16 protein-coding genes are annotated in these 23,077 nt (G+C 63.1%); 6 read left to right on the top strand and 10 right to left on the bottom strand.

What is annotated here, in order from left to right; all coding sequences use genetic code 11:
* Positions 1 to 249: 249 nt before the first annotated feature.
* On the top strand, positions 250 to 891 hold the full coding sequence (locus FQ705_RS33160) for a phosphohydrolase (protein WP_144149169.1): 642 nt from the start codon (positions 250 to 252) through the stop codon (positions 889 to 891).
* Positions 892 to 922: 31 nt separating this feature from the next.
* Here FQ705_RS33160 and FQ705_RS33155 read toward each other — a convergent pair whose 3' ends face one another.
* Positions 923 to 1,471, bottom strand: coding sequence for a DUF1003 domain-containing protein (locus FQ705_RS33155; protein WP_186308108.1), 549 nt, complete (start codon positions 1,469 to 1,471; stop codon positions 923 to 925).
* 269 nt (positions 1,472 to 1,740) lie between these two features.
* Between FQ705_RS33155 and FQ705_RS33150 the strand changes: the two genes are divergently transcribed.
* The 3 genes from FQ705_RS33150 to FQ705_RS33140 are packed head-to-tail and all read left to right on the top strand — an operon-like array spanning position 1,741 to position 9,070.
* Complete coding sequence (locus FQ705_RS33150) at positions 1,741 to 2,115, top strand: response regulator transcription factor (protein ID WP_144149165.1); 375 nt, start codon at positions 1,741 to 1,743, stop codon at positions 2,113 to 2,115.
* Positions 2,112 to 7,706, top strand: coding sequence for an AAA family ATPase (locus FQ705_RS33145; RefSeq protein WP_186308106.1), 5,595 nt, complete (start codon positions 2,112 to 2,114; stop codon positions 7,704 to 7,706). Before FQ705_RS33150 ends, FQ705_RS33145 begins: the two co-directional genes overlap by 4 nt.
* A 44-nt stretch (positions 7,707 to 7,750) precedes the next feature.
* Positions 7,751 to 9,070, top strand: coding sequence for a chloride channel protein (locus FQ705_RS33140; protein ID WP_144149161.1), 1,320 nt, complete (start codon positions 7,751 to 7,753; stop codon positions 9,068 to 9,070).
* 67 nt (positions 9,071 to 9,137) lie between these two features.
* On the opposite strand, the gene FQ705_RS33135 is transcribed toward FQ705_RS33140, so the two are convergent.
* On the bottom strand, positions 9,138 to 9,659 hold the full coding sequence (locus FQ705_RS33135) for a general stress protein (RefSeq protein WP_144149159.1): 522 nt from the start codon (positions 9,657 to 9,659) through the stop codon (positions 9,138 to 9,140).
* A gap of 330 nt (positions 9,660 to 9,989) precedes the next feature.
* Here FQ705_RS33135 and FQ705_RS33130 point away from each other — a divergent pair, with 330 nt between their 5' ends.
* Entirely contained in the window at positions 9,990 to 10,811 is an 822-nt protein-coding gene (locus tag FQ705_RS33130) for an alpha/beta fold hydrolase (protein WP_144149157.1), read from the top strand.
* Between the two features lie 86 nt (positions 10,812 to 10,897).
* On the opposite strand, the gene FQ705_RS33125 is transcribed toward FQ705_RS33130, so the two are convergent.
* The 8 genes from FQ705_RS33125 to FQ705_RS33090 form a co-directional block, all read right to left on the bottom strand.
* On the bottom strand, positions 10,898 to 12,358 hold the full coding sequence (locus FQ705_RS33125; RefSeq protein WP_144149155.1) for an ATP-binding protein: 1,461 nt from the start codon (positions 12,356 to 12,358) through the stop codon (positions 10,898 to 10,900).
* A gap of 177 nt (positions 12,359 to 12,535) precedes the next feature.
* Positions 12,536 to 13,525: a LysR family transcriptional regulator gene (locus tag FQ705_RS33120; protein WP_144149153.1), complete on the bottom strand. Its 990-nt coding sequence runs from the start codon at positions 13,523 to 13,525 to the stop codon at positions 12,536 to 12,538.
* 320 nt (positions 13,526 to 13,845) lie between these two features.
* Positions 13,846 to 14,976, bottom strand: coding sequence for an amidohydrolase family protein (locus FQ705_RS33115; RefSeq protein ID WP_144149151.1), 1,131 nt, complete (start codon positions 14,974 to 14,976; stop codon positions 13,846 to 13,848).
* A 37-nt stretch (positions 14,977 to 15,013) separates the two neighbouring features.
* A complete protein-coding gene (locus FQ705_RS33110) occupies positions 15,014 to 16,690 on the bottom strand; it encodes a cation acetate symporter (RefSeq protein WP_260854703.1) in 1,677 nt (558 codons plus the stop codon).
* Complete coding sequence (locus FQ705_RS33105) at positions 16,687 to 17,049, bottom strand: DUF485 domain-containing protein (protein WP_409934758.1); 363 nt, start codon at positions 17,047 to 17,049, stop codon at positions 16,687 to 16,689. The genes FQ705_RS33110 and FQ705_RS33105 overlap by 4 nt, the downstream gene beginning before the upstream one ends.
* 82 nt (positions 17,050 to 17,131) lie before the next feature.
* On the bottom strand, positions 17,132 to 18,355 hold the full coding sequence (locus FQ705_RS33100; RefSeq protein ID WP_144149149.1) for an FAD binding domain-containing protein: 1,224 nt from the start codon (positions 18,353 to 18,355) through the stop codon (positions 17,132 to 17,134).
* A 2-nt stretch (positions 18,356 to 18,357) separates the two neighbouring features.
* Entirely contained in the window at positions 18,358 to 18,840 is a 483-nt protein-coding gene (locus FQ705_RS33095) for a VOC family protein (protein WP_144149147.1), read from the bottom strand.
* 185 nt (positions 18,841 to 19,025) lie between these two features.
* On the bottom strand, positions 19,026 to 19,751 hold the full coding sequence (locus FQ705_RS33090) for a TetR/AcrR family transcriptional regulator (RefSeq protein ID WP_144149145.1): 726 nt from the start codon (positions 19,749 to 19,751) through the stop codon (positions 19,026 to 19,028).
* Positions 19,752 to 20,006: 255 nt separating this feature from the next.
* Here FQ705_RS33090 and FQ705_RS33085 point away from each other — a divergent pair, with 255 nt between their 5' ends.
* A complete protein-coding gene (locus FQ705_RS33085; RefSeq protein WP_144149143.1) occupies positions 20,007 to 22,949 on the top strand; it encodes an ATP-binding protein in 2,943 nt (980 codons plus the stop codon).
* Positions 22,950 to 23,077: the final 128 nt, after the last annotated feature.

The raw sequence follows: 23,077 nt of genomic DNA, 5'->3' as shown, positions 1-23,077 counted from the left end.
ACCCATAAAGACAACGCGCGCGCTCCCGAAACACACTTCTGTGCAATCCGGGCGCCGGCGCAAACGAGTCGCGCCTATTTAGAGTTTTTTAGAATCTTCTAAAGTCTTTAAAGTTTTAATTCGCTACTCTCCACTCGAACGGATCTTGTGGATTTCGGTGATCCTTCGACGCCGACCGGTCAGCGTGCTTGCGGGCGAGCACATGAGCCTGACGATACCGGGACAAGAGCTGAACACAGAGGAGTGGATATGAGGCAAACCATTGCGGGGGTCGACATTCCCGACGGGCCGATAGCCCAGGCGGCCGCCCGTCGGATTCGTACCACCGAGTCGGCATTGATGTTTCATCACGCGCTCAGGGCATTTCTTTTCGGCGCGCTCACCGGCTTGCGGCAGCAATTGAGTTTCGACGCCGAGCTGCTGTATGTCGGCGCAATGTTCCATAACGTGGGGCTGAATGCGATCTATGCGCACTCGGCCAATCGCTTCGAGATCGATAGCGCCAACGCCGTGCGCGATTTTCTGTGTCAATACGCGCTCGCCGATCGCGCGATCGACGAGGTGTGGGCCGCCGTGGCATTGCACACCACGCCCGGCATTCCCGAGCATATGTCACCACTCGTCGCATTGACCAGCGCCGGTGTGCAGATGGATGTTCGCGGTGCCCGCTACGACGATTTCACCGCGCAACAGCGCGATGAAATCCTGCAGGTCTATCCGCGCGAATCCGCCTTCAAGAAGAAGATCATCCAGGCCTATGCGCACGGAATGGAGCATCGTCCGGACACGACTTTTGGCACCGTGAATGCCGACGTGCTGGACCGCTGGGACCCGAACTACCGACGGCTGAATTTCTGCGGACTGGTGCTTGGGTCGGACTGGCAAAATTGACATGCGCCGACCTGCCAGACCAGGTGATGCCCTAGAGCGGGTTCTGTTTCTGCCGGGTCAGCGTTTCGTGAAGATCGCGTGTGAGCGTTTCGATACGCTCGGCCAGCTGGCGCGTCAGTTCGGTGAGATCGGTGTTCTGCTTGAGCAGTTCGGCGATTTGCGCGTTCTGGCGCGCGAGGTCGGCTTCGCGCATCTGGCAGGCTTGCGCAATGTCTTCGCGATGATGCGCATCCGCTTCGGTCAGCGCCTTGTCGCGATCGGCCTGACGCGTTTGCGCGAGCAGGATGAGCGGGGCGGCGTAGGCGGCCTGAAGACTGAAAGCCAGATTCAGCAGAATGAATGGATACGGATCGAAGCGAAAGACGCGCAGCAGATTCAGCGCAATCCACACACCTACAATGACAGTCTGGGCGATCAGGAACGTGGGCGTGCCGAAGAAGCGCGCGAAGGCTTCGGCTTTGAGGGCGAACCAGTCGTTGCCGAATACGCTCGACAGATGCCCGTGCGGCTGCTGAAATCGCAGGTGGTCTTGCAACGGCAGCGCAGCAGGCCCTGATTCATCTTCGATTCCGGTCGGCATGGCGAGTCTTTCGGTCGAAAAATAGAACGATGCCATAAACTCGAAGAAACCGCATTGCCCGGCCATTGCCCGAGCGGCTCGAACCCACGGCCGGCCGCTTGCCGGCGACATACCTATGTATGATGTCGCGCCTCGACGAGCGCCGTTAATATGGAACTGGATAGGCTCGTGCAACCGCGCGGCTGACGCGGGCTAATTCTTCACATCGGACGGCGCACCGGACATCGACGCCCGGGTGTCACGTTGAAGCACGGGGAGTTTCGAAAGCCATGAGCTTTGTTTGTATCGTCGACGACGACGCTTCGATACGAAGTGCTCTGGCTAACCTGTTGAAATCGGCCGGTTACGCGACTGTCACCTTCTCGTCAGGGGAGGCGTTTCTGGCGGCTTCCGATATCGACGACGCGCTATGCGTTCTGCTCGACCTGAAAATGCAAGGCATGCAAGGACTCGACGTGCAACGTCAACTCAATCAGCAGCAACGTTCGGTTCCCATCGTCATCATGTCGGCCCATGGCGACGAAACGATTGTCCGGCAGGCCTTGTCCCAAGGGGCATCCGGGTTTCTGCACAAGCCCTTTCCGGAAGACGCGCTGCTCGATCTGATTGCGCTCGCCGCCGGCCGGAAGGGAGCGGACGATTGAGTACCGACGCGTTTATCGACGGAAGTCGCCAGGCGTCACAGGACACCGCCGGCGCCGTGCATTTCGACCAGCTGTGGTTCGACCAGCTCGCGCTCGAAGCGCTGCTGGTGGACGGCGATATCGTGCGTTATCGCGCGTACTCGCAGGAGGCGAAGAAATCGTGGTTGATCGCGGTGCCGGGCGAATCGTCTTCGGAGGCCGTGTTCCGGCGTCTGCAGCAGGAGTTCGCACCGGCCGACAGGCTCGATGCGGCATGGGCCGTGCGTCCGCTTGCGCTGGCTCAGTTGGCGCGCGGCCCGGTGCTCGTCTATGACGACAATGGCGGCGCGCTGGTGCTGCCGCCGGCGGACGGCACGATCGGGGTGGGTCGCTTTCTGCGGATTGCGATCGGCGCCACGCGTGCCCTGCGTCTCGCGCATCTGCGCGGCGTTCTGCATCTCGACATCAAGCCGTCGAACCTATGGGAAGGGCCGGACGGCGCGATCCGCCTGTTGGGTTTTCGCGGCACGTCCAGCCTCTTCGGCGATCCGGCCGCGGAACTGCCCGATACCTTGTACGGCACGCTCGCGTACATGTCGCCGGAGCAGGCGCGCCGTGCGGAGGGGCAGGCCGACGAGCGAAGCGATCTCTATTCGCTCGGCGTCACCCTGTACGAACTGCTCACGGGTCACTTGCCGTTCGACGCCGCCGACGCGATCGAATGGGTCTATAACCACGTTGCCCGCCCACCCGACGACCCGCGCCAGCATTGCCCGTCGGCACCCGAAGTGCTGGGCGCCATCGTGCTCAAGCTGCTGTCGAAAAGTCCGGCGGAGCGATATCAAAGCGCCTCCAGCCTCGAGGCCGACTTGCGGCGCTGTCTGGCCGACTGGAATGAGATCCAGCATATCGTGCCGTTCGAGCCGGCCGCCGAGGATAATGTCCGCAACCTGAGCGTGACGCACCGGCTGTTCGGGCGTGCGGAAGAATACGAGGCGCTGCTCGCCGCGTTCTCGCGCAACGCTGAGCACGGCGTCCCCGAACTGTTCCTCGTCGCCGGTTATTCGGGCGTGGGAAAATCCGAGCTGGTGCGCAGCGTGCATCGCGCCACGGCGCAGACGCCCACGCTGTTCGCCGCCGGCAAGCTCGAACAGTATGGCCACAACGCGCCGTACGCGCCGCTGATGCAGGCCGTGCGCTCGCTGTTCCAACGCATTCTCGGCGAAAGCGACAGCGAGCTCGAAGACTGGCGCGAGATGCTGCGCGCGGCGGTGGGCCAACAGGGCAAGCTGCTGGCCGGATTCATTCCCGAGCTGGAACTCGTTCTCGGGGTGCAGCCGGAGGTCGCGGATTTGCCGCCGGTCGAAGCGCAACTGCGCTTCCAGGCGCTCATCACGCGGCTGCTGTCCGCCTTCGCGACGAAAGCGCACCCGCTGGTTCTGTTTTTCGACGACGTGCACTGGTTCGACGACGCCACGTTGAATTTCATTTCGAGCTTCGTGGCCACGGTCGAATTCCGCCACGTCTTGCTGGTCTGCGCGTACCGCGACAATGAGGTCGATCGCTCGCCCAAGTTCAAGGCTTTCCTCGATTCGCTGCCGGTCAGCAATGCGCGCGTCACCAAACTTGCCGTCACGCCGCTCGACATCGCGAATGTCACCGCGCTGCTGGCGGACGCGCTGCATTCCGACGCCGTCCATGTTTATCCGCTCGCCGTCGTGGTTCACGAAAAGACCGGCGGCAATCCGTTTTTCGTCAAGCAACTGCTGCTCACCCTGGCCGATCATCAACTGATTTGCTACGACGGCATTGCGGGCCGCTGGACATGGGAAATCGAGCGTATCGCCGAATACGAATCGTCGGACAACGTGATCGACCTGATGGTGGCGCGCCTGTCCCGACTCCCCGGCGAGGCGCAAGCCGTACTCCGGCTGCTGGCGTTCATGGGGCGGCGTCTCGACCGGTCGATCCTGACGCGGATCGACCACAACGGTGGCGCCGAACTGGAGCGCCGTCTCGCGCCCGCCGTGGACGCGGGCCTGGTGGTGGCGGACCGTACCGGTTTTGCGTTTTCGCACGACCGGGTGCAGGAGGCCGCCTACGCGTTGAGCGCCCCGTATGACTACGGGGTCGAACACGCACGGATTGCGCGCATCCTGCTGGAAGAGTTTCAAATGCAGACCGGCCGCCAGTCGGCCTTCGAGGTGGCGCTCCATGTCGAGCGCGCGCAGGCAGCGGGCGCATTGTGCAATCTGCCTGCCAGCGAGACGATTGCCTTCGCGGGGATCTGTCTGCAGGCCGCCCGTCATGCGAAAGAGGCGATCGCGATCCAGTCGGCCCTGAACTATCTGGCGGTAGCGCAAAGCCTGCTCGATGCGAGCGATGGCGACTATACGCAAACGCTGGGTTACGAGATCACCGTGTTGCGGGTGCAGTGTCACATCCATCACGCGGACTTCGATTCCGCCGGGGTACAGATCGCGCAGTTGTTGGGTCAGGATCTGTCGATCGTGGCGCGGGCGTCGGTTTATAAGCTCAAGGTCGACATGCACCAGCACTTGTCGGATTACGAGGCTGCGGTCGACACGGCGCTTCAAGGCGCGCAACTGTTCGGCACGTTTTTGCCCCGTCATCCGGAAGCGTCGGACATCGAGGCCGCTTATGCACGACTCAACCGATCCCTCCAGACACGGAGCATCGCATCGCTCGCCGAATTGCCGCCGCTTCGCGATCCCGCGATCGAAGCGGAAATGAATCTGCTGGCGAGCATTTACGCGCCCGCCTCGTTCGTCAACGAACGGCTCGGTTTTCTGCATCTGTGCCACATGCTGCAGCTCACCATCGATCATGGGATCACGGCGGCTTCGGCGCATTGTATGTCGTGGTTTGGGGTATGCGTTGCCGAGTTCTTTGGCCGTTACGAAGAGGGACTCCAGTTCTCCCAGCTAGCCAGAACCCTGGTCGAAGAGCGGGGTTACCACGCAATGGCGACCAGCACACTGGTCGCGCTCGACACCGTGAGCGTCTGGACCCGCCCGCTCTCCTACGCACTCGAATGCGCGCGCGATGCCTTCGAGTCCGCGCGCCCGAGCGGCGATCTGGTGATGAGCTGCTATTCGTGCAATCACATCGTGTCGGATCTGTTGATCATGGGCGCGCCGCTCGAACAGGTCGACAAGGAAATCGACGTCGGCCTTTCATTCGCCCGGCGCGTACGGTTCAAGGACGTCGAAGATATTCTCGAATTGCAGAAGCGTTTCGTGCATAGCCTGACCGGCGGCCCGGGATTGCCCGACACCTTTGGCGTGCTGGTCGACGGACGAATGAGGTTCGACAACAACCTGCTGGATACGCAGATGGGCACGCTGCGCTTCTGGGTCTGGTTGTTCAAGGGCATCTCCTGCTATTTCCACTCTGACTACCAGAGCGCGCTTGACTGTCTGGCCGAGGCCGGCGAGTTGAAGTGGTCGACGCCGGCGCACATTCATCTGCTGGACTATCACTTCTACACCGCGCTCACGCTGGCCAGGGCGTACGAGGCCGAGCATTCCGCTACCACGGTCGTGATGATCGAGCCGCATCTGGCAAAACTGCGGACCTGGGCGCAGCTCAATCCGGCGACCTTCAAGGACAAGTTGCTGATCGTGGAGGCCGAAGTGGCGCGCCTCAACGGCGCGACGCTCACGGCTCTCGCACTCTACGAGCAGGCCGCAGTGGTGGCGTCGGAGAACGGCTTCAATCAGGGTAATGCGCTCGCGCACGAGTTGGCCTCGGCATACTGCCGGGAAAACGGTTTGCTCAGTGCGGCGTGGCATCACGGCCGCCGCGCGATCGACGGCTATACGCGCTGGGGCGCGCTTGCCATGGTCGATCGCCTGGAGCAGACCAGCCGGCCTGCGTCGCTGCCACGTGAATGGCCCGCCGCGACCCGGCCGTCCATCGAGATTCCCGACGCGCAGCAGCAGTTCGATCTCATGGCTGCGATCAAGTCCTCGCAAGCGCTTTCCGAGGAGATCGTCCTCGACAAACTGATCCGCACACTGGTCACGCTGGCGATCGTTCATGCCGGGGCACAGAGCGCCATGCTGATCCTGATGAAGCGCAACGTACCGATGGTCGAAGCGAGCGGCAGCCAGGAGAAGAGCGGTGTGCAGGTGACGCTCGGCGGCGACAAGGTGACACGCGACGACATGCCGGCTTCGGTGTTCTACACGGCATTGCGCACGCGCAAACCCGTCGTGGTGGACGATGCGCAACGCGATCCGCGTTTCTCGTTCGACGCCTCGCTCGTGCGGCGTGCAGTGCGCTCCGTGTGCTGTCTGCCGCTAGTCAAACAGGGTCATGTAGTGGGTGCGCTGTATCTGGAGAACAATCTGGCGTCGGGCGTGTTCACGGCAAACCGTACTTCCGTGCTCGAATTGCTGGCTTCGCAGGCCGCCATTTCTCTGGAGACCGCCCGGCTTTACGCGGAACTCATGGAGGAAAACAAACGCCGCCAGGAAACCGAGATGGCCTTGCGGATGAGCGAAGAAGCGCTCGCATTGGGTCAGAAAATCAGCCGCTCGGGAAGCTACATCTGGAATACGCAGACCGGCGAGCGTTACTGGTCCAAAGAGCTGTACGACGTCTTCGCGATACCGATGCAAAGCGGCAGTCCAGGCACTCACGCGATCCTCGAGCGGATTCATCCCGAAGATGTCGCCGCCTATCAGGACACAACCGGGCGGGCAGCGCGTAATCGCACGCCCTTCAGGCAGAAATTCCGTGTCGTCACGCCGGAGGGGACGATCAAACATCTCGAGGTGCTGGGCGAGCCGTCCGGCATGAGTAATTTCGTCGGCGTGGTCACGGATATCACCGATCGCCATGTCACCGAACTGGCGCTGCAGAATGCGAAGACCGAATTGACCCAGGCGTCGCGCGCTCGCACCATGGGCGAGTTGGCGGCCTCGATCGCTCACGAGATCAATCAGCCGCTGGCCTCGATCGTGTCGAATGCGAGCGCCAGTGTGCGCTGGCTGAATCGCACGGCGCCGGACATCGGGGAGGCGCTGGCCGGCTTGCGCGATATCGTGAAAGACGGCAAGCGGGCGGGCGAGATCATCCGCGCGTTGCAATCTCTGGCGAAGGAAGCCACGCCGAGCTACGTGCCGACTTTTGTCGACGGTGTAATTCGCGAAGTGTTCGACCTCGCGGCGGTCGAAGTGGAGCAACGTGGACTGGTCGTCAGGCTCGACCTCGCCGCAGACTGCCCCGTGATGGCCGATCGCGTGCAATTGCAGCAGGTGCTGTTCAACCTGGTGATGAATGCCGCGGATGCGATGAGTCATCTCGACGCGAAGCAGCGCTTGCTGAGCGTGACATCGTGCGTCAGCGATCAAGGCTCGGTGATCGTGTCAGTGCAAGACAACGGCGCCGGCATCGACGAGACGACCCTGGCCCGTATCTTCGATGCGTTCTTCACGACGAAGGCGACCGGCATGGGCATGGGACTCGCCATCTGCAAATCCATCGTCGAGGCGCACGGCGGCACGCTGACTGCCGGGCCGGCCTATCCCGGCGGCACGGTGTTCGTTTTCAATCTGCCGATCAGCAGGCAGGACACGCCATAGCGGCCGGTTTGCTCGGCTGGCCGAAACCAGGATCTGGCCCGGACATGCATCCTCAAATCGAATCGCGCGCTGTCGGCCACGCCCTACGTTGGGCGCTCGTCCTCGTTCTGACCGGGGTGGCCGGCGGGCTGGGAGGATTGGGCCTCGCCACCTTGCTGCATGCGATCCAGCATGTCGCATACGGGTATAGCCTCGATACGATCTTCAGCAAGGAGAGCTTCGAGGCCGGCGTGACGGCAGCGAGCCGGCCGCGGCGAGTGGCGATTCTCGCGCTCTGCGGCGTGGTGGCCGGCGCCGGATGGTGGGCGGTGTATCGCTGGTGCAAGCCGCTCGTCAGCATTTCCAGGGCCGTGCGTGGCGACGACCTACGCATGCCGGGCTTCGCCACGACGTTCCATGCTTTACTGCAGATCGTTACCGTCGCGCTCGGCTCGCCGTTGGGACGCGAGGTCGCGCCGCGGGAAATCGGCGCGATGCTGGCCGGCAAACTATCGTCGTATGCGCGGCTCACGGTCGATGAATCGAAAGTGATGGTCGCGTGTGGCGCGGGTGCGGGTCTCGCCGCCGTCTATAACGTGCCGCTGGCGGGCGCGATTTACGTGCTCGAAGGATTGCTCGTCAGTATCGGTTGGCGGGCCGTGGTGCCCGCCGTCGTGACCTCCGTGATCGCAGCCCTCATCGCGCGAATCGGTCTCGGCAATCTGCCGCAATACGATGTGCCTCACTACGCGTGCACGCCCTCACTGATCGTCTGGGCGCTCGTGGCGGGTCCGCTCATCGGTCTCGCGGCCTGGCAGTTCACCCGGCTCACCGACAACGCGCGCGCTCATGCGCCGCGCGATGGCCGCTTGCTGCCGTTGTGCTGCGTGAACTTCGTCTTCATCGGTCTTCTCGCCACTCGACTCCCCATGTTGCTGGGTAATGGCAAGGGACCCGCCCAGGTCGGTTTCGACGGTTCGCTGACCTTGCAGCTTGCTGCGGTTCTGCTCGGGTTGCGCGTGCTGATCACGTGGACGAGTCTGCGCGCCGGTGCCGCCGGCGGTCTTCTGACACCTGGCTTGTGCAATGGCGCGCTGCTCGCCATTCTGCTGGGCGGGGGTTGGTCGGTCCTGTGGCCGGGTACGCCGCTGGGCGCGTTCGCCGTGATCGGTGCCGCCGCATTTCTGGCCACGTCGATGCGCGTACCGTTGACGGCCATCGCACTGATCTTTGAATTTACCCAGCCGTCGCCCGCGTTTCTGATCCCGGTGCTGATTGCCGTGGCCGGCTCGGTTGCGGCTTCGGGAGGCGTGCGCCAGATTGTCGAGCCCGCGCCTCGACCGGCCGGTGATTTGCGCGCGAAAGCGGAGCAGGCGAACCTCTGAACGGTCGTCGGGCCGCACAGAGGTCGCCTGAATCAAACGGAATCGGACGGGATCAAAAGCCGCACGCTCAGGCCACCGGCGCGCTACCCGCTTCAGCGGGGGTGGCCATGCGATCGAGGATGCTGCGGGCCTGTGCCACTTCTTCCGGCGTGCCCTGAACGATCAGCAGAAAGCCATTCGCCTTGATCGCGGTTTCATACTTGACGGCGTCGTCCTGCGGCACGCCGAGTTGCGCTAGCGCGGCGCCGAGCGCGGTCACGCCGCCGCCGATCACGGCACCTTCGAGCGCGGAGATCACCGCCGCCACGACCGGTCCGGCGAGGCCGACGAGCCCCAGACCCGGCACGAGGAAAACGGCCGGCGCTAGCAGCAGACCCCAGATGCCGCCCCAGAACGCGCCTGTCGCGCCCCACGATCGGATGCGGTCGCCCACGGTGTAGAAACCGACCGCGTGCTCTTCGGAGTGATAGCCCTTGCCGACTACCGAGAGCCGGGTCATATCGAAGCCGTTCCGGCTGAGTTCCTTGATGGCCTCGTCAGCGGCCGAGTGGCTCGTGAAGGTTGAAACAACAGTGCTGTCCTGATTCATAGCTCGCCTCATGGGTGGTCATTACGATGCCTGGTTGCATGCGGTCCGGCACGGCGACAGGCGGGAGTGCCGCCGCGCGTGCCAGCCGGTCGATAGAGCGCAATTCGCGTTCGCCCGTATCGAGTGTCGCAAAGGCCACGTGAGCGGTATTTCCGAATCGCACGACGAGCGCGAGTGTCCGGATCATGGCGAAATTCGAGCGGCGGTGAGCGTGCAGATCGGACAAGTCCGGGCAATCGGAAAAGGACTGCGGGAAGCGCTGGCCAATACTCGCTGCACGCATGACACAACGGTGTCAGTTGGCGAACCACCTCTCAAGGAGTAAGAGCAATGGCATATTTCACGACCCAGGACGGCACCGAACTCTATTACAAGGATTGGGGCACGGGCCAACCGATTACGTTCTCGCACGGCTGGCCCCTCGACGCGGACGCATGGGATTCGCAGATGATGTTCCTCGCTGAGCGCGGCTACCGTGTGATCGCCCATGATCGCCGTGGCCACGGTCGTTCGGCGCAGACCTGGGGCGGCAATGACATGGACACGTATGCCGACGATCTGGCCGAACTGATCGAATCGCTCGATCTCAACAATGTCGTGATGGTCGGGCACTCCACGGGTGGCGGCGAAGTGGCCCGCTACATTGCCCGCCACGGCACGAAGCGGGTTGCCAGGGCGGTGTTGATCTCGGCCGTGCCGCCGGTCATGGTGAAAAGCGACGCTAATCCGGGCGGCCTGCCGCTATCCGTGTTCGACGGCATTCGCGACGGCGTGAAGAACAACCGTTCGCAGTTTTTCAAGGACTTGGCGGTGCCGTTCTTCGGCTTCAATCGACCGGACGCAAAAGTCTCGCAAGGCACGATCGACTGGTTCTGGTTTCTCGGCATGCAAGGCTCGATCAAAGGGCTATACGACTGCGTCAAGGCCTTCTCGGAAACCGACTTCACCGAAGACCTGAAGAAGGTCACGGTACCGGCGCTGGTTCTGCAGGGCAACGCTGACCAGATCGTGCCTTTGGAAGACTCCGGCATGCTGTCCTCGAAGATCATGCCGAACGCGAAGCTCAAGATCTACGAAGGCGCGCCGCACGGTATGTGCACCACGCATGCCGACAAGGTGAACGCGGATCTGCTCGAGTTCCTTCAGTCGTAATCCGGCTGCGGCTCGATCTGCCCGATCGGCGCCGCCCCGTCACCTCATTCGGGGGGATGCGGGCGGCGTTGCGCATGACGGAGGAATTACCCGGTGACGCTATGCAGATCACGCTCCAGTTCGTCGTTCGTGCCGCGCGGATCGAGGCTCGAGAGATAGCACTCGTGGCGTGAGGCTATCTGCTGGTGCTCGCCCTCGGTGCACAGCTTTTCCATCGCGTAGGCGCGAGCCGATTCCGACAGGCGATAGCGCGCCACCGATCCCACGAGCTCGACCGAGACCAGCGATTTCGCCACCAGTTCGGTGACACCGTTGATCGCGTCCATCACGCTGTAGGTTTCGTCGCACACGACCGCGCACAGCGCCTCGAAGCTGAAGCTGCCGCTAAACACAGCGAGCCGGCGGAAAATAAGCTGGCTCGGCATGTCGAGTATCGCGAAGCTCCAGTCGAAGGTCGCCCGCAGCGTCCAATGACGCGGCAAGGCATTACGGTAGCCGCCGCCCAGCATCGCCATACGATCGTCGAGGAGCCGATGCACGCCGTCTACACCCAGTGCGAAGACGCGAGCCGCCGCCAGTTCGATCGCGAGCGGAATGCCGTCCAGGCGCCGGCAAATCTCGCCGGCGAGCTGGATGGTGGCGCTGTCCATGCTCACCGCTGCCTGTAGCGTACTGGCGCGCAGCAGGAACAGATCGACCGCTGAACTTTGCAGAATCTGTGCGTCGGTGGAGTGCGGTGGCGGGAGGTCCAGTGGATCGACCCGGAGCACGGTCTCCACCCGGATCCGCAGCGGCTCCCGGCTCGTCACGAGTACGCGCAACGTATCGTCGTACGCGAGTAGTGCGTCGACGGTGTGCGCCACGTCGCCGATCACATGCTCGGCGTTGTCGAGCACCAGCAGCCGACGCTTGCCGCCGAGCGCCGCTGCGACGTGCCCCACGTCGAATGGCGGTCCGCCGATGGGCAGTCCCAGGCTCGCGACGATCGCGTCGAGTACGCAGTCCCGCGTGGTCAGTGCGGCCAGTTCGACGAAGCAGACCGGCTCGGTGAAATCCGCTGCGGCATGGCGCGCCGCTTCGATCGCCAGACTCGTTTTGCCGATGCCGCCCGCGCCGACGAGCGTCAGCACGTGGGTGCGCGGGAGCATCGCGCGGATCGATTGCACCTGCGCCGCGCGCCCCAGCAGGCCGCATCTGGGCGGCGCAAGGCAGTTCGCGTCGATGGCGCGGCCAGCGGCTTCTGCGCCGCGCGCAGCGGGTGCCCGTTTGCGCAACCGGTAGCCCAGACCGGGCACGTTGACGATCAGGTCCCGCTCCGGGCCGAGAATTTTTCGCAGTGCGGAGAGCGCGACATGAAGACTGTTCTCGTCGACCACGGTGTGGGGCCAGACGGCCTTGAACAGCGCTTCTTTCGTCACGAGGCGGCCGTCGGCTGTCGCGATCGCGGCGAGGATGTCGAAGGCGCGTGAGCCGAGCGGCACGAGTCTGCCGTTGCGCCGCAACGCGCGCATGCTTCGATCGATTTGAAAGCTGCCGAGTTCGATCATGACGTCGTCAGGTTCCGAAGCAGTGGCCGGAAAGCGGAATTGCGACCGGGCGCCCGAACCGACCAGGCGAGTGCGCGCGGGCTATGGCACGCCTCAAAATAACGCGCGTGAAAACACACGTCTTGCACGTTAGTACGAAGTTTTGAAGAAAAATTTACCGCGCCTCGTGGCGGGCGATCAATTGGCGTCCACGAGGCTGCGCGAAGCAGCAAAGCTGCTTTGAGCGAGGCTTTGCGCGAGGCGCCCCGGCGTGAAGCTCGCGATGCGCAAATCGAGTTTCTGGCGTAACGAGGTGGTCAGGAAATCGACGAAGGTTTTGAGTTTCGCATCGACATACTGGCGCGACGGATAGACGACGAACACGTTGGTGTTTTGCAGCGGGTAGTCGGGAAATAACTGAACCAGTCTGCCGGCCCGGATATCGTCGATCACCGAATAGGTCGGCACCGCGCCCACACCCGCGCCTTCCAGCAGTGCAACCCTGAGCGCCTGCATATTGTTGACGACGAAATGCCCGGCCAGCCCAGTGCCGCCGTCGACCTCGCCGGATGCCCCCTCGGGCCACTCGGACGGCGGATCGAATGACGAGTTGACCTGCATCAGCGCGTGATTCGACAGATCGCTCACGGCCACGATGGGATGGCGCGCGAGATAGTCCGGCGCGGCCACGAGAATGCGCTCGCACCGTCCAATCAGCTTGCTGACATTGCGCGAGTCCGGCAACGACGAGGCCGAGACGATCGACACGTCGAACTCGTCTTCAACCAGATTGGGCATGCGCGGCAGTAGTTTCAGGTCCACCGAGACAGCCGGAAACGCCTCGCGATATTCGACGATCGTGGAGGTCAGCTGCTTCAGTCCGATGTCGGGCACGGCATGCACCCGCAGCCGGCCGCGTGGCAGCGTATGGGCATTGCTGGCTTCGGCGTCGGCCGCGTCGAGCTCCGCGAGGATCTGCTTGCAGCGATGATAGTAACGTTCGCCGCATTCGGTCAGCGACACGCTGCGCGTGGTGCGCTGCAGAAGCCGCGTGTGAAGGTGCGCTTCGAGCGACACCACGGCGCGCGAAATATTGCCGGCGCTGCAGTCCATGTATTTGGCCACCGCACTGAAATTGCCGGTCTCCGCGACCCGCGAGAACACGCGCATGCTGAAGATTTTGTCCATAGTCGCTTTGACCTCTCGATCCGGTTGAGCAGGGGCATCACGTCTGCCCGTTGAGAGAACAATACGATCTACGGCAGCCGGCCGCTATCCCTACATACGGGTGCCGAGGCTATCAAAGCATTCAGGAATCTAATCCGGAAGTATAGGTTCGTGCGCAGCAAGACGACGGCAAGTAGTGCCGTACGACCTGTCTTTACGGATAGCCGAGGCCGAACGGTTGCGACATATTCACTGTGGTTTGCGTCGAAGCATTCCCCAATCTTCATTCAGGTGATGTCGATGAGCGCAATGCCGTCCAGCGCGGCGCACGGCGATTCACGTCAGATCTTCAGCAGTTTTGCGGCATTGCCGCCCAGCACCATGCTCTTCTGGTCGGCGGGGAGGGCGAGGCGGTCGAGGAAGGTAACCGGTTGCTCGTAGCCCATGTCGAAACAGTAGTCGCTGCCGAGCACGAGCCGGTCGACGCCGACGTTCTGGATCAGGAAGTCCAGCACCGGGCCGGAATGCGAAACGGTGTCGTAGTTGAAGCGGCGCAGATAACTACTCGGTTTCTGCGCGAGCCGGCGGGTTTCAGGCCGCACGTTCCAACCCGCGTCGATGCGTCCCATGAGAATCGGCAAGGCGCCGCCCGCGTGCGGCAAGGTCACGCTGAGCGCCGGATGGCGATCCATCACGCCGCCCAGAATCAGATGCGAACCCGCGATCGCCGTGTCGAACGGATTGCCCAGCAGATTGCTCAGGTAGAAGTCGTTCAGCCGCGCGCCTCCCACCGTCTGTTGCGGATGCAGGAACACCGGCAAACCGAGTTGTTCGATGCGCGCGAACGTCGGTTCGAACAGCGGGTCGTCCAGATCGCGATTGTTGATATTGGTGCCCATGTAGACGCCGCGCACACCCGGCAACTCCGCCGCGCGTTCGAGTTCCTCGATGGCGTCGTGTGGGTTGAGCATTGGCAGCGTCGCCAATACGACGAAGCGTGTGGGGTACTGCAGATGCACTTTGGACGCCGAGGCATTCCACGTCGTCGCGAGCTTCGCATTGAAGGCGCGGTCGGCCCAATAGGCCATCGGCACGCTCAGCGAGAGCGCTTGCATGTCGACCCCGGAGGCGTCCATATCGGCGAGCCGCTCGTCGATGTTGATGAACTTCAGCGGCAGCGGGCCGAGGCCGCCTGCCGGCGTCTGGAAGCTGAAGCTGCTGGCGTCGCAGGTAAATTTTCCGCCGAACTTCTGGCCTTCACTGCCGACCAGATCGCAATAGCTCTCGGGGTAGTAATGAGCGTGAATGTCGATCGAGCGGGTTTTGCCGGCACTGCCGGCTGCGGCAGCGGGTGTTGCAGCAGCCGAGCTATCCGCCGCACTCGCCGCGCTCGATGCAAGACCCCCTGCCAGCGCAGCCATTGTGCCGAGCAGGCGGCGGCGTTTGGGCGAAACACAACACGTGCAATCCATGAGTCTGTCTCCGTAATTAATTCCTGGTGTAATGCACTTATCCCTGCTTCACCATGCCGAGTTCGCAGTCCACGAGCTGGTTGCCGTACAGGGCGCGTTCGCGTTGGCCTCGCTCGGACGTGTCGGTGACGGAGAACACCATCACGCCGGCGAAGGCCACGATCATCGAGAACAGTGCGGGATATTCGTACGGGTAGATCGCGTGCGCGTGGCCCAGCACCTGAACCCAGACCGTCGGGCTAAGAATGGTCAGGGTGACCGCCGAGATCAGTCCGAGCGAGCCGCCGACCACCGCGCCCCGGGTGGTGAGGCCTCGCCAGTAAATCGACAGCAGCAGCACCGGGAAGTTGGAGCTGGCCGCGATCGAGAACGTCAGGCTCACGATGAAAGCGATGTTCTGCTTTTCGAAGGCGATGCCGAGCAGAATCGCAAGCACGCCGAGTACGAGCGTGGTGATGCGCGAGACCTGCATTTCTTCGCGGTCGGTGGCCGTGCCACGGCGGATCACGTTGGCATAGAGATCGTGCGAGACCGCCGACGAACCCGCGAGCGTCAGGCCCGCCACGACGGCGAGAATGGTCGAGAAGGCCACCGCGCAGATAAAGCCGAGGAACACATTGCCGCCCACTGCATGCGCGAGGTGGATCGCTACCATGTTCACGCCGCCGAGCACCGCGCCCGAGGCACTGTGATACTGCGGGTCCGTCGCTACCAGCGCGATCGTGCCGAAGCCGATGATGATGATCAGCGCGTAGCCGATGCCGACGATGCCGGTTGCGTACAGAATGCTTTTTCTAGCGGCCTTTGCATCGCGCACGGTGAAAAATCGCATCAGGATGTGCGGCAAGCCGGCCGTGCCGAAGATCAGCGCGAGACCCAGCGAGACGGCCGAAATCGGATCCGACACGAGGCCGCCCGGACTCATGATTGCCGCATGTTTGGGATGCGCGACGATGGCTTGCGCGAACAGCGCATTCAGACTGAAGCCGAAGCGACTGAGCACCATGAAAGCCATGAACGCCGCCCCCGCGAGCAGCAACGCCGCCTTGATGATCTGAATCCACGTAGTGGCCAGCATGCCGCCGAAGAAGACGTAGACCACCATCAGCACGCCCACCAGTACGACCGCGATCGTGTAGTTGAAGCCGAACAGCAATTCGACCAGCTTGCCCGCGCCGACCATCTGCGAGACGAGGTAAAGCAGCACGATCACGATCGAACTGGACGCTGCAAAGCCGCGAATCGGCCGTTGCTGCAGGCGGTAAGAGACGACGTCCGCGAGCGTGTAGCGGCCGAGATTGCGCAGCGGTTCGGCGATCAGGAACAGGATGATCGGCCAACTGGCGAGAAAACCGATCGAGTAGATCAGACCGTCATAACCGCTCGTGAAGACCAGCGCGGAAATACCCAGCAGCGAAGCGGCGGACATATAGTCGCCGGCGATCGCCCAGCCGTTCTGGAACGCGGTGATCTTGCCGCCCGCCGCGTAGTGGTCCGACACGCTGTGGTTCTTTTTAGCCGCCCAGCGCGTGATGAACAGCGTCGACGCGACGAACAGCAGGAACATGCCGATGGCGATCGGGTTATGCGCGTGCGCTGTCGTTGCCGTTGCCGTTGCCGTCGCGCTTTGAGCCGCGACGGCGGGCAACGCCGTGAGTGCGCCGCACATCGAGGCGCCGAGCCGCGCGAGGCGTAGCCGGAAGGGGGTGTTCATGGCTGGACTCCTTGCCGGATTTCATGGACGGCGCGGTCATACGTGGTATTGGCACGCACGACATAGACGGCCACCAGCACGAACGTGAAGACGAACATGCCGAAGCCGACCGGAATGCCCCACGTGGCCGGATAGCCGTCGACGATGGGCCGGCCGAGCAGCGCCGGTGCAAATGCGAGGGTGAGGATGAAGGCGAAGTACACGGTCAGCATGAGGATCGTGAGCCTCCACGAGAACCGGCGTCGCGCGCGCACCAGGGCGATAAAGCGCGCGTCATCGAGTAGGGGATTCGCCGCTGGCGGCGGCTCGGCGGCGACGTATTGATCGCTCATCAGGCAGGTTGGGGCGCCATGTTCCACTTTGTCTCCTTTCTAACCGGCTTCGAGTCGGTTCTTTAACGTAACACTGCAAACGGCGAACCCGCCGTTTGCGTGCCAATGGCTAGAAGCGTGCGGGCACGGCGGTCTCGCGCATGACGGCGTCGGGCGTGCGATAGCGCTCCGCCATTTCACGGTCGACTTCGTCTTTCAGCTGCGCCTGCATGTACGCGCCAAGGTGGCGTGCGTGCTGAACGATGGCCGCGCCGACCTGGGTGCGCACGCGGCTGTAGTGCGCCAGCGCTTGCCTGACGTCGCCGTGAGCGCCCAGCGCCTTTACCAGTTCCATGGCGTCGCTCGCGGCCTTGGTGACACCCATGCCGCAATGCGGGCGCGCGACGAACGCGGCGTCGCCGAGCAGGGCGACGCGCCCGAATGCCATCTGTGGGACTTCGAGATCGAAAATCGGCTGAAAGAGCGGCAGGGTTGCCCGGGTCACGACCTCGCTGAATTGCGGCGCGAGCAGGGTGAGGGCGGCGTCTTCCATATCGGCGAGCACGTCCTGGCGAATCAGCGTGGGCGGAATACCGCCGACCCAGCGTTTGCCGGACTCGTCGGTCAGCAGATCCGGCAGTTGAGTGTCTTCGCTGGTGGCGCGATACCAGACGAAGTTGTAGCGGCGCTCGCCGGGCGTCGTGCTGTTGCCTTGACCCGCGACCGGATAGCCGAGAATCTGCTCGCGCGGCGGCAGGCAAAAGGCAAACTTTTCGAACAGCGCTGCGCGCGTTTGCGTCGACAGCGAGGCTTCGTCGACCAGACCACGCCATGCGACGTAACCCGCGTATTGCAGCTTGACGTCAGGGAGGAATTGCTCGCGAATGGCCGACTTGAAACCGTCCGCCGCGATGACGAGATCCGCCTGCACGACGGTGCCGTCGCTGAGCGATACGGTGGCCTGATCGGCGCCGTCCTGCACGGCGACGACCGAGCCGCCGGCGTGATAGTGGACGTCGGGCAGCGCGGCGCGCAATACGTGATACATCTTGCCCCACGCAGTGAGCGTCTGGGGCAACTCGCGCTCCGACAAGACCGCGCCGTTCTGTGCGAACGTGACGCGCGATTGCACCTTGACGCCGATGGACTCGTCGAAGTCGATGCCGGCCGCGGCCATTGCCTCGAACAACTCGGGGTGGGTGACGATGCCGGCGCCGCGGCCGGCGAGTTCGTCGGGCACGCGCTCGAACACGTCGACATCCCAACCGTTACGCACCAGCAGATTGGCCGCGAACAGGCCGCCTAGCGAACCGCCGACGATGATCGCCTTTGAGCGTGCAGAAGTTTTCGTCATGGCTATTCTCCAGCGACGGTGGTTTGAACCTGGGCCAGGGCGGTGCCCGCCAGCCGGATGATTTCCTCAGCGGGGAAATTCAGTTCGATGGTCACGCCCGACGGATCTTCGATAAACACTTGATGCAAGCCGAGACTCGGCACCGTGCGGTCGCGGTAAGCAATGCCTTCGGCCTTCAGGGTCCGCCACATTTCTTCAACACCGGTGGCGAGAAACGCGATGTGGTCGACGGTGCCGGTTCCGGTGGCGGGCAAGGTCTTGTCGCCGAGGTAAGCGGCGAGTCCGTCGGGGTTGTCGGGATCGACGCCGATGATATGAACCGTGCCGAAGTCGGCCTCGTCGCCGCCCTTGTAGAGCCAGGCGCCGGGAAAGTCGAAGGGCGGCCGGTAGCCGCGCTTGAGACCGAGGATCTGTTCGTAGAACCGGCAGGACTTCTCGAGATCGGTGGTGCGGATCGAGTAGTGAGCAAGCTTTGAAATGGGCATCTGAAACTCCTGCAACGCTATTTATCGATCGATTAGTGATCGTTAGATAAATTGTAGGCGAATGCAGATGACGGAGAAAGCGGCATGACGCCGGTGTTTACCCTGAAAAACGTGAACCTGATGGGAGACTGGAGGGGGGCGCAGCAGGAGGCGAAACGGCGGGCGGGCCGGGCGGCCGGCCCCTGTCAGGCGGCCGATTTCGCTCGCGATCTGGCCTTGGCGGGCTCTTTGGAGCCTTGCTTCAGCGCTTTGGGCACGCCGTTGAGGAAGGCGTCGATGTGCCGCGCGATATGGTCCTCGACATCGTCGCTAACCGGCAGGCCGTAGATCCATTTGCGCACGCCCAGATAGAAGATGCTCGCGTGCAGGCTCCAGATCAGTTCGAGGTCGACCTCGCGCTGTCTTGGGCTGGTGGCGGCCGGCAAATCGTAGGCCGAGCGGATTTCCGCCATGACGGGCAGAAACACCCGTTCGCGCAGGCGCGACAGATACTTCGAATTGATGCCTTCGCGTGTGAGACCCGCGAAGATAAAAATGCGGATCCATTCGCGTCGCAGAATCACATCGGCGTACAACGAGTAGAAGCGGACCATGCGTTCCTGAATCGGGACGCTGCGGTCCTTGATCAGGTTCTCCCAGCTCGAGTCCCATTGATAGACCTCTTCGTACACGCGGTCGATCAAGGCTTCCTTGCTGGGAAAATAGCGGTAGAGCAGGGGCTGCGTAACACCGAGCTGGCGGGCGAGTTCGCGCGTGCTGCCGGAGAAACCGTGGGTGGCGAAGTGGTCGATCGCTTTGGTGAGAATCTGACGTTCACGCACTTCGGGCGCCAGACGCCGCGTGGTTCCTTTCGGGATGTCGTGCACTTCGCTGCGCGCTGCGGTGTCGTCAGTCCGTACTTTTCTCGGCATGGCTAGTTGGATACCCAGTGTGTTGGGACGCATCATACAAAGATTAGCCTGGTCTGGCTAGGCGAGGGCGTGACGGCCGGGTACGGTGAGTGTGATGACTGCAGTTCGGTTGAACGGGAGACGGCATTGATACGATCAGTCGGGTTCTTTTTCGTGCATCCGACGTCGTGCCTGTTCTAGACTTCGGGGGTGCAAAGCCAGGCCGCGATTGCGCGGCGCTCGTTCAATACACTGCGTTTTCGGGATTTACGTTCGATGATCCGGATAGGTCCGCTAGAGGTCGACATCGGCGCTCGGGAAGTGCTGCTCGACAGCGCGCCCGTACGTCTCGGCAGTCGTGCTTTCGACATGCTGGCCGTGCTGATCGCGGCGAATGGCGAACTGGTGTCGAAAAAAGAATTGCTCAAGAAAGTCTGGCCCGACACCGTCGTCGACGACAGCAATTTGCAGGTGCAGATGTCCGCGCTGCGCAAACTGCTGGGCGAGAATCGCGGGCTAATTCAGACAGTATCGGGGCGCGGCTACCGGCTGTTGTCAGGCGGGGCGCCGGATGCGATTGCGGTGCCGCCGCGGCCCGCGCTGGAGCCTGACGAATTCGCACCGCGCTCTCGCGTGCCGAATAACCTGCCGGCCCATTACCCGGCGCTGATCGGCCGCGCCAAAGCAATCGAAGACGTTTCGCTCGCCCTCGCTTTGGCGCACCATGTGACGCTGGTCGGCTCGGGCGGCATCGGCAAAACCTGCTTGGCCATCGAGGTCGCGCGCGGTCTGCTGAACGCATTCGAGGACGGCGTGCATCTGGTGTCGCTCGCCTCCACGGCCGACGTGAACAGTGTGCTCGCGGCGTTCGCCGCGAGCCTCGGGCTCGATCCATCGAGCGGCCCGTTGACGCTCGCGCGTCTGAGTAACGAACTCAGCGGACGGCGTGTGCTGTTCGTGCTCGACAACTGCGAACATATACTCGGTCCCGCCGCCGAACTCGCCGAAACCCTGTCGGGCGTGAGCGAGGATTTGCGTGTGCTCGCCACCAGCCGCGAGCCGCTGCGCGTGACGGGCGAGCATCTCTATCGGGTACCGTCCCTGGCGCTTCCCGCGAAAGACGATACGAGTAGCGCGCTGTTGAATTGCAGTTCGGTCGAACTGTTCATCGCACGGGCACGGGCAATCGATGCCCGTTTCTCTTCAGACGAAAGTAACGTGCAACTCATGGCGACGGTCTGCCGACGGCTCGACGGCATACCGCTCGCGATCGAACTGGCGGCGGCGCGCGCGGCGATTCTCGGCGTGCAGACGCTGGCCGATCATCTCGACGACCGCTTCAATATGCTGACCGGCGGCAATCGTACGGCGCTGCCGCGTCACCAGACGCTCAAAGCGACGCTCGACTGGAGTCACGGTCTACTCGACGAAGCGGAGCGAACCACCTTGCGCCGGCTCGCTATTTTTGTGAACGGCTTCACGATGGAAGCGGCGATCGCTATCGTCGGCGATGGCGCATTGCGCGAGCTCGACGTGATCGCGGCAGTGATGGGGCTAGTGGAAAAATCGCTCGTGGTGGTGCGCATGGAGGGTGGCAGCACGAGCTACCGTCTGCTCGAAACTACGCGCGACTACGCAATGCAGCGGCTCGACGACAACGGCGAACGGCGTCTCGTCACGCTGCATCACGCGCGCTATTTTCTCAGTCTGCTCGAGCGCGACGAGTCGAATCGCCGGAACGTCGCGCGCTCCTTTTCCGACGGCTGGCATCTGCGGATGCACGAACTGCTCGACGATTTGCGCGCGGCGTTGGCGTGGGCGTTGTCGCCGAAGGGTGACGAAGCGCTGGGTGAAAAGCTCGCGGTGAAGGTGGTCTTTCTGCTCTACGAATTGTCGCTGGTCGACGAATGCTGCACGTGGGCACGACGTGCTCTCGAAAGCGTGGTCGGCACGCAGCAGGGCGCGCGTTCCACCCATTGTTTGCGGGTGCGCATGCAATTGCAGGCGGCGCTGGCCGCCGCGCTCGTGTACGTGAACGGACCGAATCGTGAGACGGTCGGTATCTGGTCGGAGATTCTCGGCTCGGCGATCGCGCTCGGCGACCATGCCTTCGAAGCGCGCGCGTTATGGGGCATGTGGAACGCAAGTCAATCGTCGGGCGCGGCGCGTAACGCACTGGCCTTTGCCAGGCGCTTCGCCTCGCTTGCCTCGGAGATGGACGATGCGAGCGGCGCGGTCCTCGGCTACCGGCTGCTGGGCATTGCATCGCATTACGCGGGAGATCAGCAACGAGCCCGCGCTTCGCTGGAACAACTGCTGGTGCACTCGGAAAATCTTCAGCACCGGCTGCCGCTCGGCCAGTCCGTCGATCAGCGCATCGTCGGACGAGCGACGCTCGCGCGAGTGCTCTGGTTGCAGGGCTGTCGCGATCAGGCCTTGCAGATGGCGCAGGACTGCGCGGCTGAGGCATGCCATCAACAGCCGGCGATTGTCGCGAGTTATGTGCTGGTGGAAGCGCTGATTCCGCTGCTCCTGCTGTCGGACAAACGCGCGCTGGCAGCCGGGGCGATTGCCTTGCTGCACGATGTGTCGGCGCGCGCCGGCCTGAACGTGGCGCAGGTGTGTGCGCGTTGTTTCGATGAGTATCTGCGCTCGCAAGACACGGGCGACGCGCCGCGACTGACCGGCTTCCGTGCTGCGCTGGACGACCTGGAGTCGCTCGAATTCGGGGCGCCCCGTGCCCTGCTGGTCGGTCAATACTGTCTCGCGCTCGGCCATGCAGGCCAGCGCGAGCAGGGTATAGCGGCCGTGGTCGCCGCGCTCGGCCGTTGTGACGAAACCGGCGATCATTGGTATGTCGGCGAGCTGCGGCGCATTCACGGCGAGTTGTTGCTCATGGATCAAAGCACCGCCGCCTCTCAGAGTGCGCTAGCCCGCGATGCGGAGGCCTGTCTGCTGGCTGCCCTGGAAGATTCGCTCGTGCAAGGCAACCGCTCGTTGCAACTGCGGGCGGCGACCAGCCTGGGGCGGCTCTGGCATGGACAAGGCCGCAGCGAGGAGGCCGCGCAATTGGTGAAATCCGCTTGTTCCAGACTGGGAGAGGGGCTCGACTGGGAAGATTACAAAGCGGCGCGCGACTTGCTCGAGCGCGCCTGCGGCACTTCTTCCGGCATGATGCCCCTTGGCGATACTTGCGTGCCTGTCAAGTTCATTAAGTAGTTTTCAGGCCGAATTCAGGACATTTCCTCGCTACTTCAATAGTCTGAGCGAAGTGAGGCAGTACACGCCGCGCCACCTGGTGGCGACGGTGCATACCGGTCAGTCCGGACGCGTTTCCGGTTCGTCGG

The sequence above is a fragment of the Paraburkholderia sp. BCC1884 genome, assembly GCF_900996225.1.
Lineage (GTDB): Bacteria > Pseudomonadota > Gammaproteobacteria > Burkholderiales > Burkholderiaceae > Paraburkholderia.
This window is presented reverse-complemented; position numbering and strand designations above follow the sequence as displayed.

Bases quoted from the DNA above. Each gene is read 5' to 3' on its own strand.
- FQ705_RS33140 (WP_144149161.1), top strand. From the start codon at position 7,751: ATGCATCCTCAAATCGAATCGCGCGCTGTCGGCCACGCCCTACGTTGG.
- FQ705_RS33115 (WP_144149151.1), bottom strand. From the start codon at position 14,976: ATGGATTGCACGTGTTGTGTTTCGCCCAAACGCCGCCGCCTGCTCGGC.
- FQ705_RS33120 (WP_144149153.1), bottom strand. From the start codon at position 13,525: ATGGACAAAATCTTCAGCATGCGCGTGTTCTCGCGGGTCGCGGAGACC.
- FQ705_RS33150 (WP_144149165.1), top strand. From the start codon at position 1,741: ATGAGCTTTGTTTGTATCGTCGACGACGACGCTTCGATACGAAGTGCT.
- FQ705_RS33100 (WP_144149149.1), bottom strand. From the start codon at position 18,355: ATGACGAAAACTTCTGCACGCTCAAAGGCGATCATCGTCGGCGGTTCG.
- FQ705_RS33125 (WP_144149155.1), bottom strand. From the start codon at position 12,358: ATGATCGAACTCGGCAGCTTTCAAATCGATCGAAGCATGCGCGCGTTG.
- FQ705_RS33085 (WP_144149143.1), top strand. From the start codon at position 20,007: ATGATCCGGATAGGTCCGCTAGAGGTCGACATCGGCGCTCGGGAAGTG.
- FQ705_RS33110 (WP_260854703.1), bottom strand. From the start codon at position 16,690: ATGAACACCCCCTTCCGGCTACGCCTCGCGCGGCTCGGCGCCTCGATG.
- FQ705_RS33090 (WP_144149145.1), bottom strand. From the start codon at position 19,751: ATGCCGAGAAAAGTACGGACTGACGACACCGCAGCGCGCAGCGAAGTG.
- FQ705_RS33160 (WP_144149169.1), top strand. From the start codon at position 250: ATGAGGCAAACCATTGCGGGGGTCGACATTCCCGACGGGCCGATAGCC.
- FQ705_RS33130 (WP_144149157.1), top strand. From the start codon at position 9,990: ATGGCATATTTCACGACCCAGGACGGCACCGAACTCTATTACAAGGAT.
- FQ705_RS33135 (WP_144149159.1), bottom strand. From the start codon at position 9,659: ATGAATCAGGACAGCACTGTTGTTTCAACCTTCACGAGCCACTCGGCC.
- FQ705_RS33095 (WP_144149147.1), bottom strand. From the start codon at position 18,840: ATGCCCATTTCAAAGCTTGCTCACTACTCGATCCGCACCACCGATCTC.
- FQ705_RS33155 (WP_186308108.1), bottom strand. From the start codon at position 1,471: ATGCCGACCGGAATCGAAGATGAATCAGGGCCTGCTGCGCTGCCGTTG.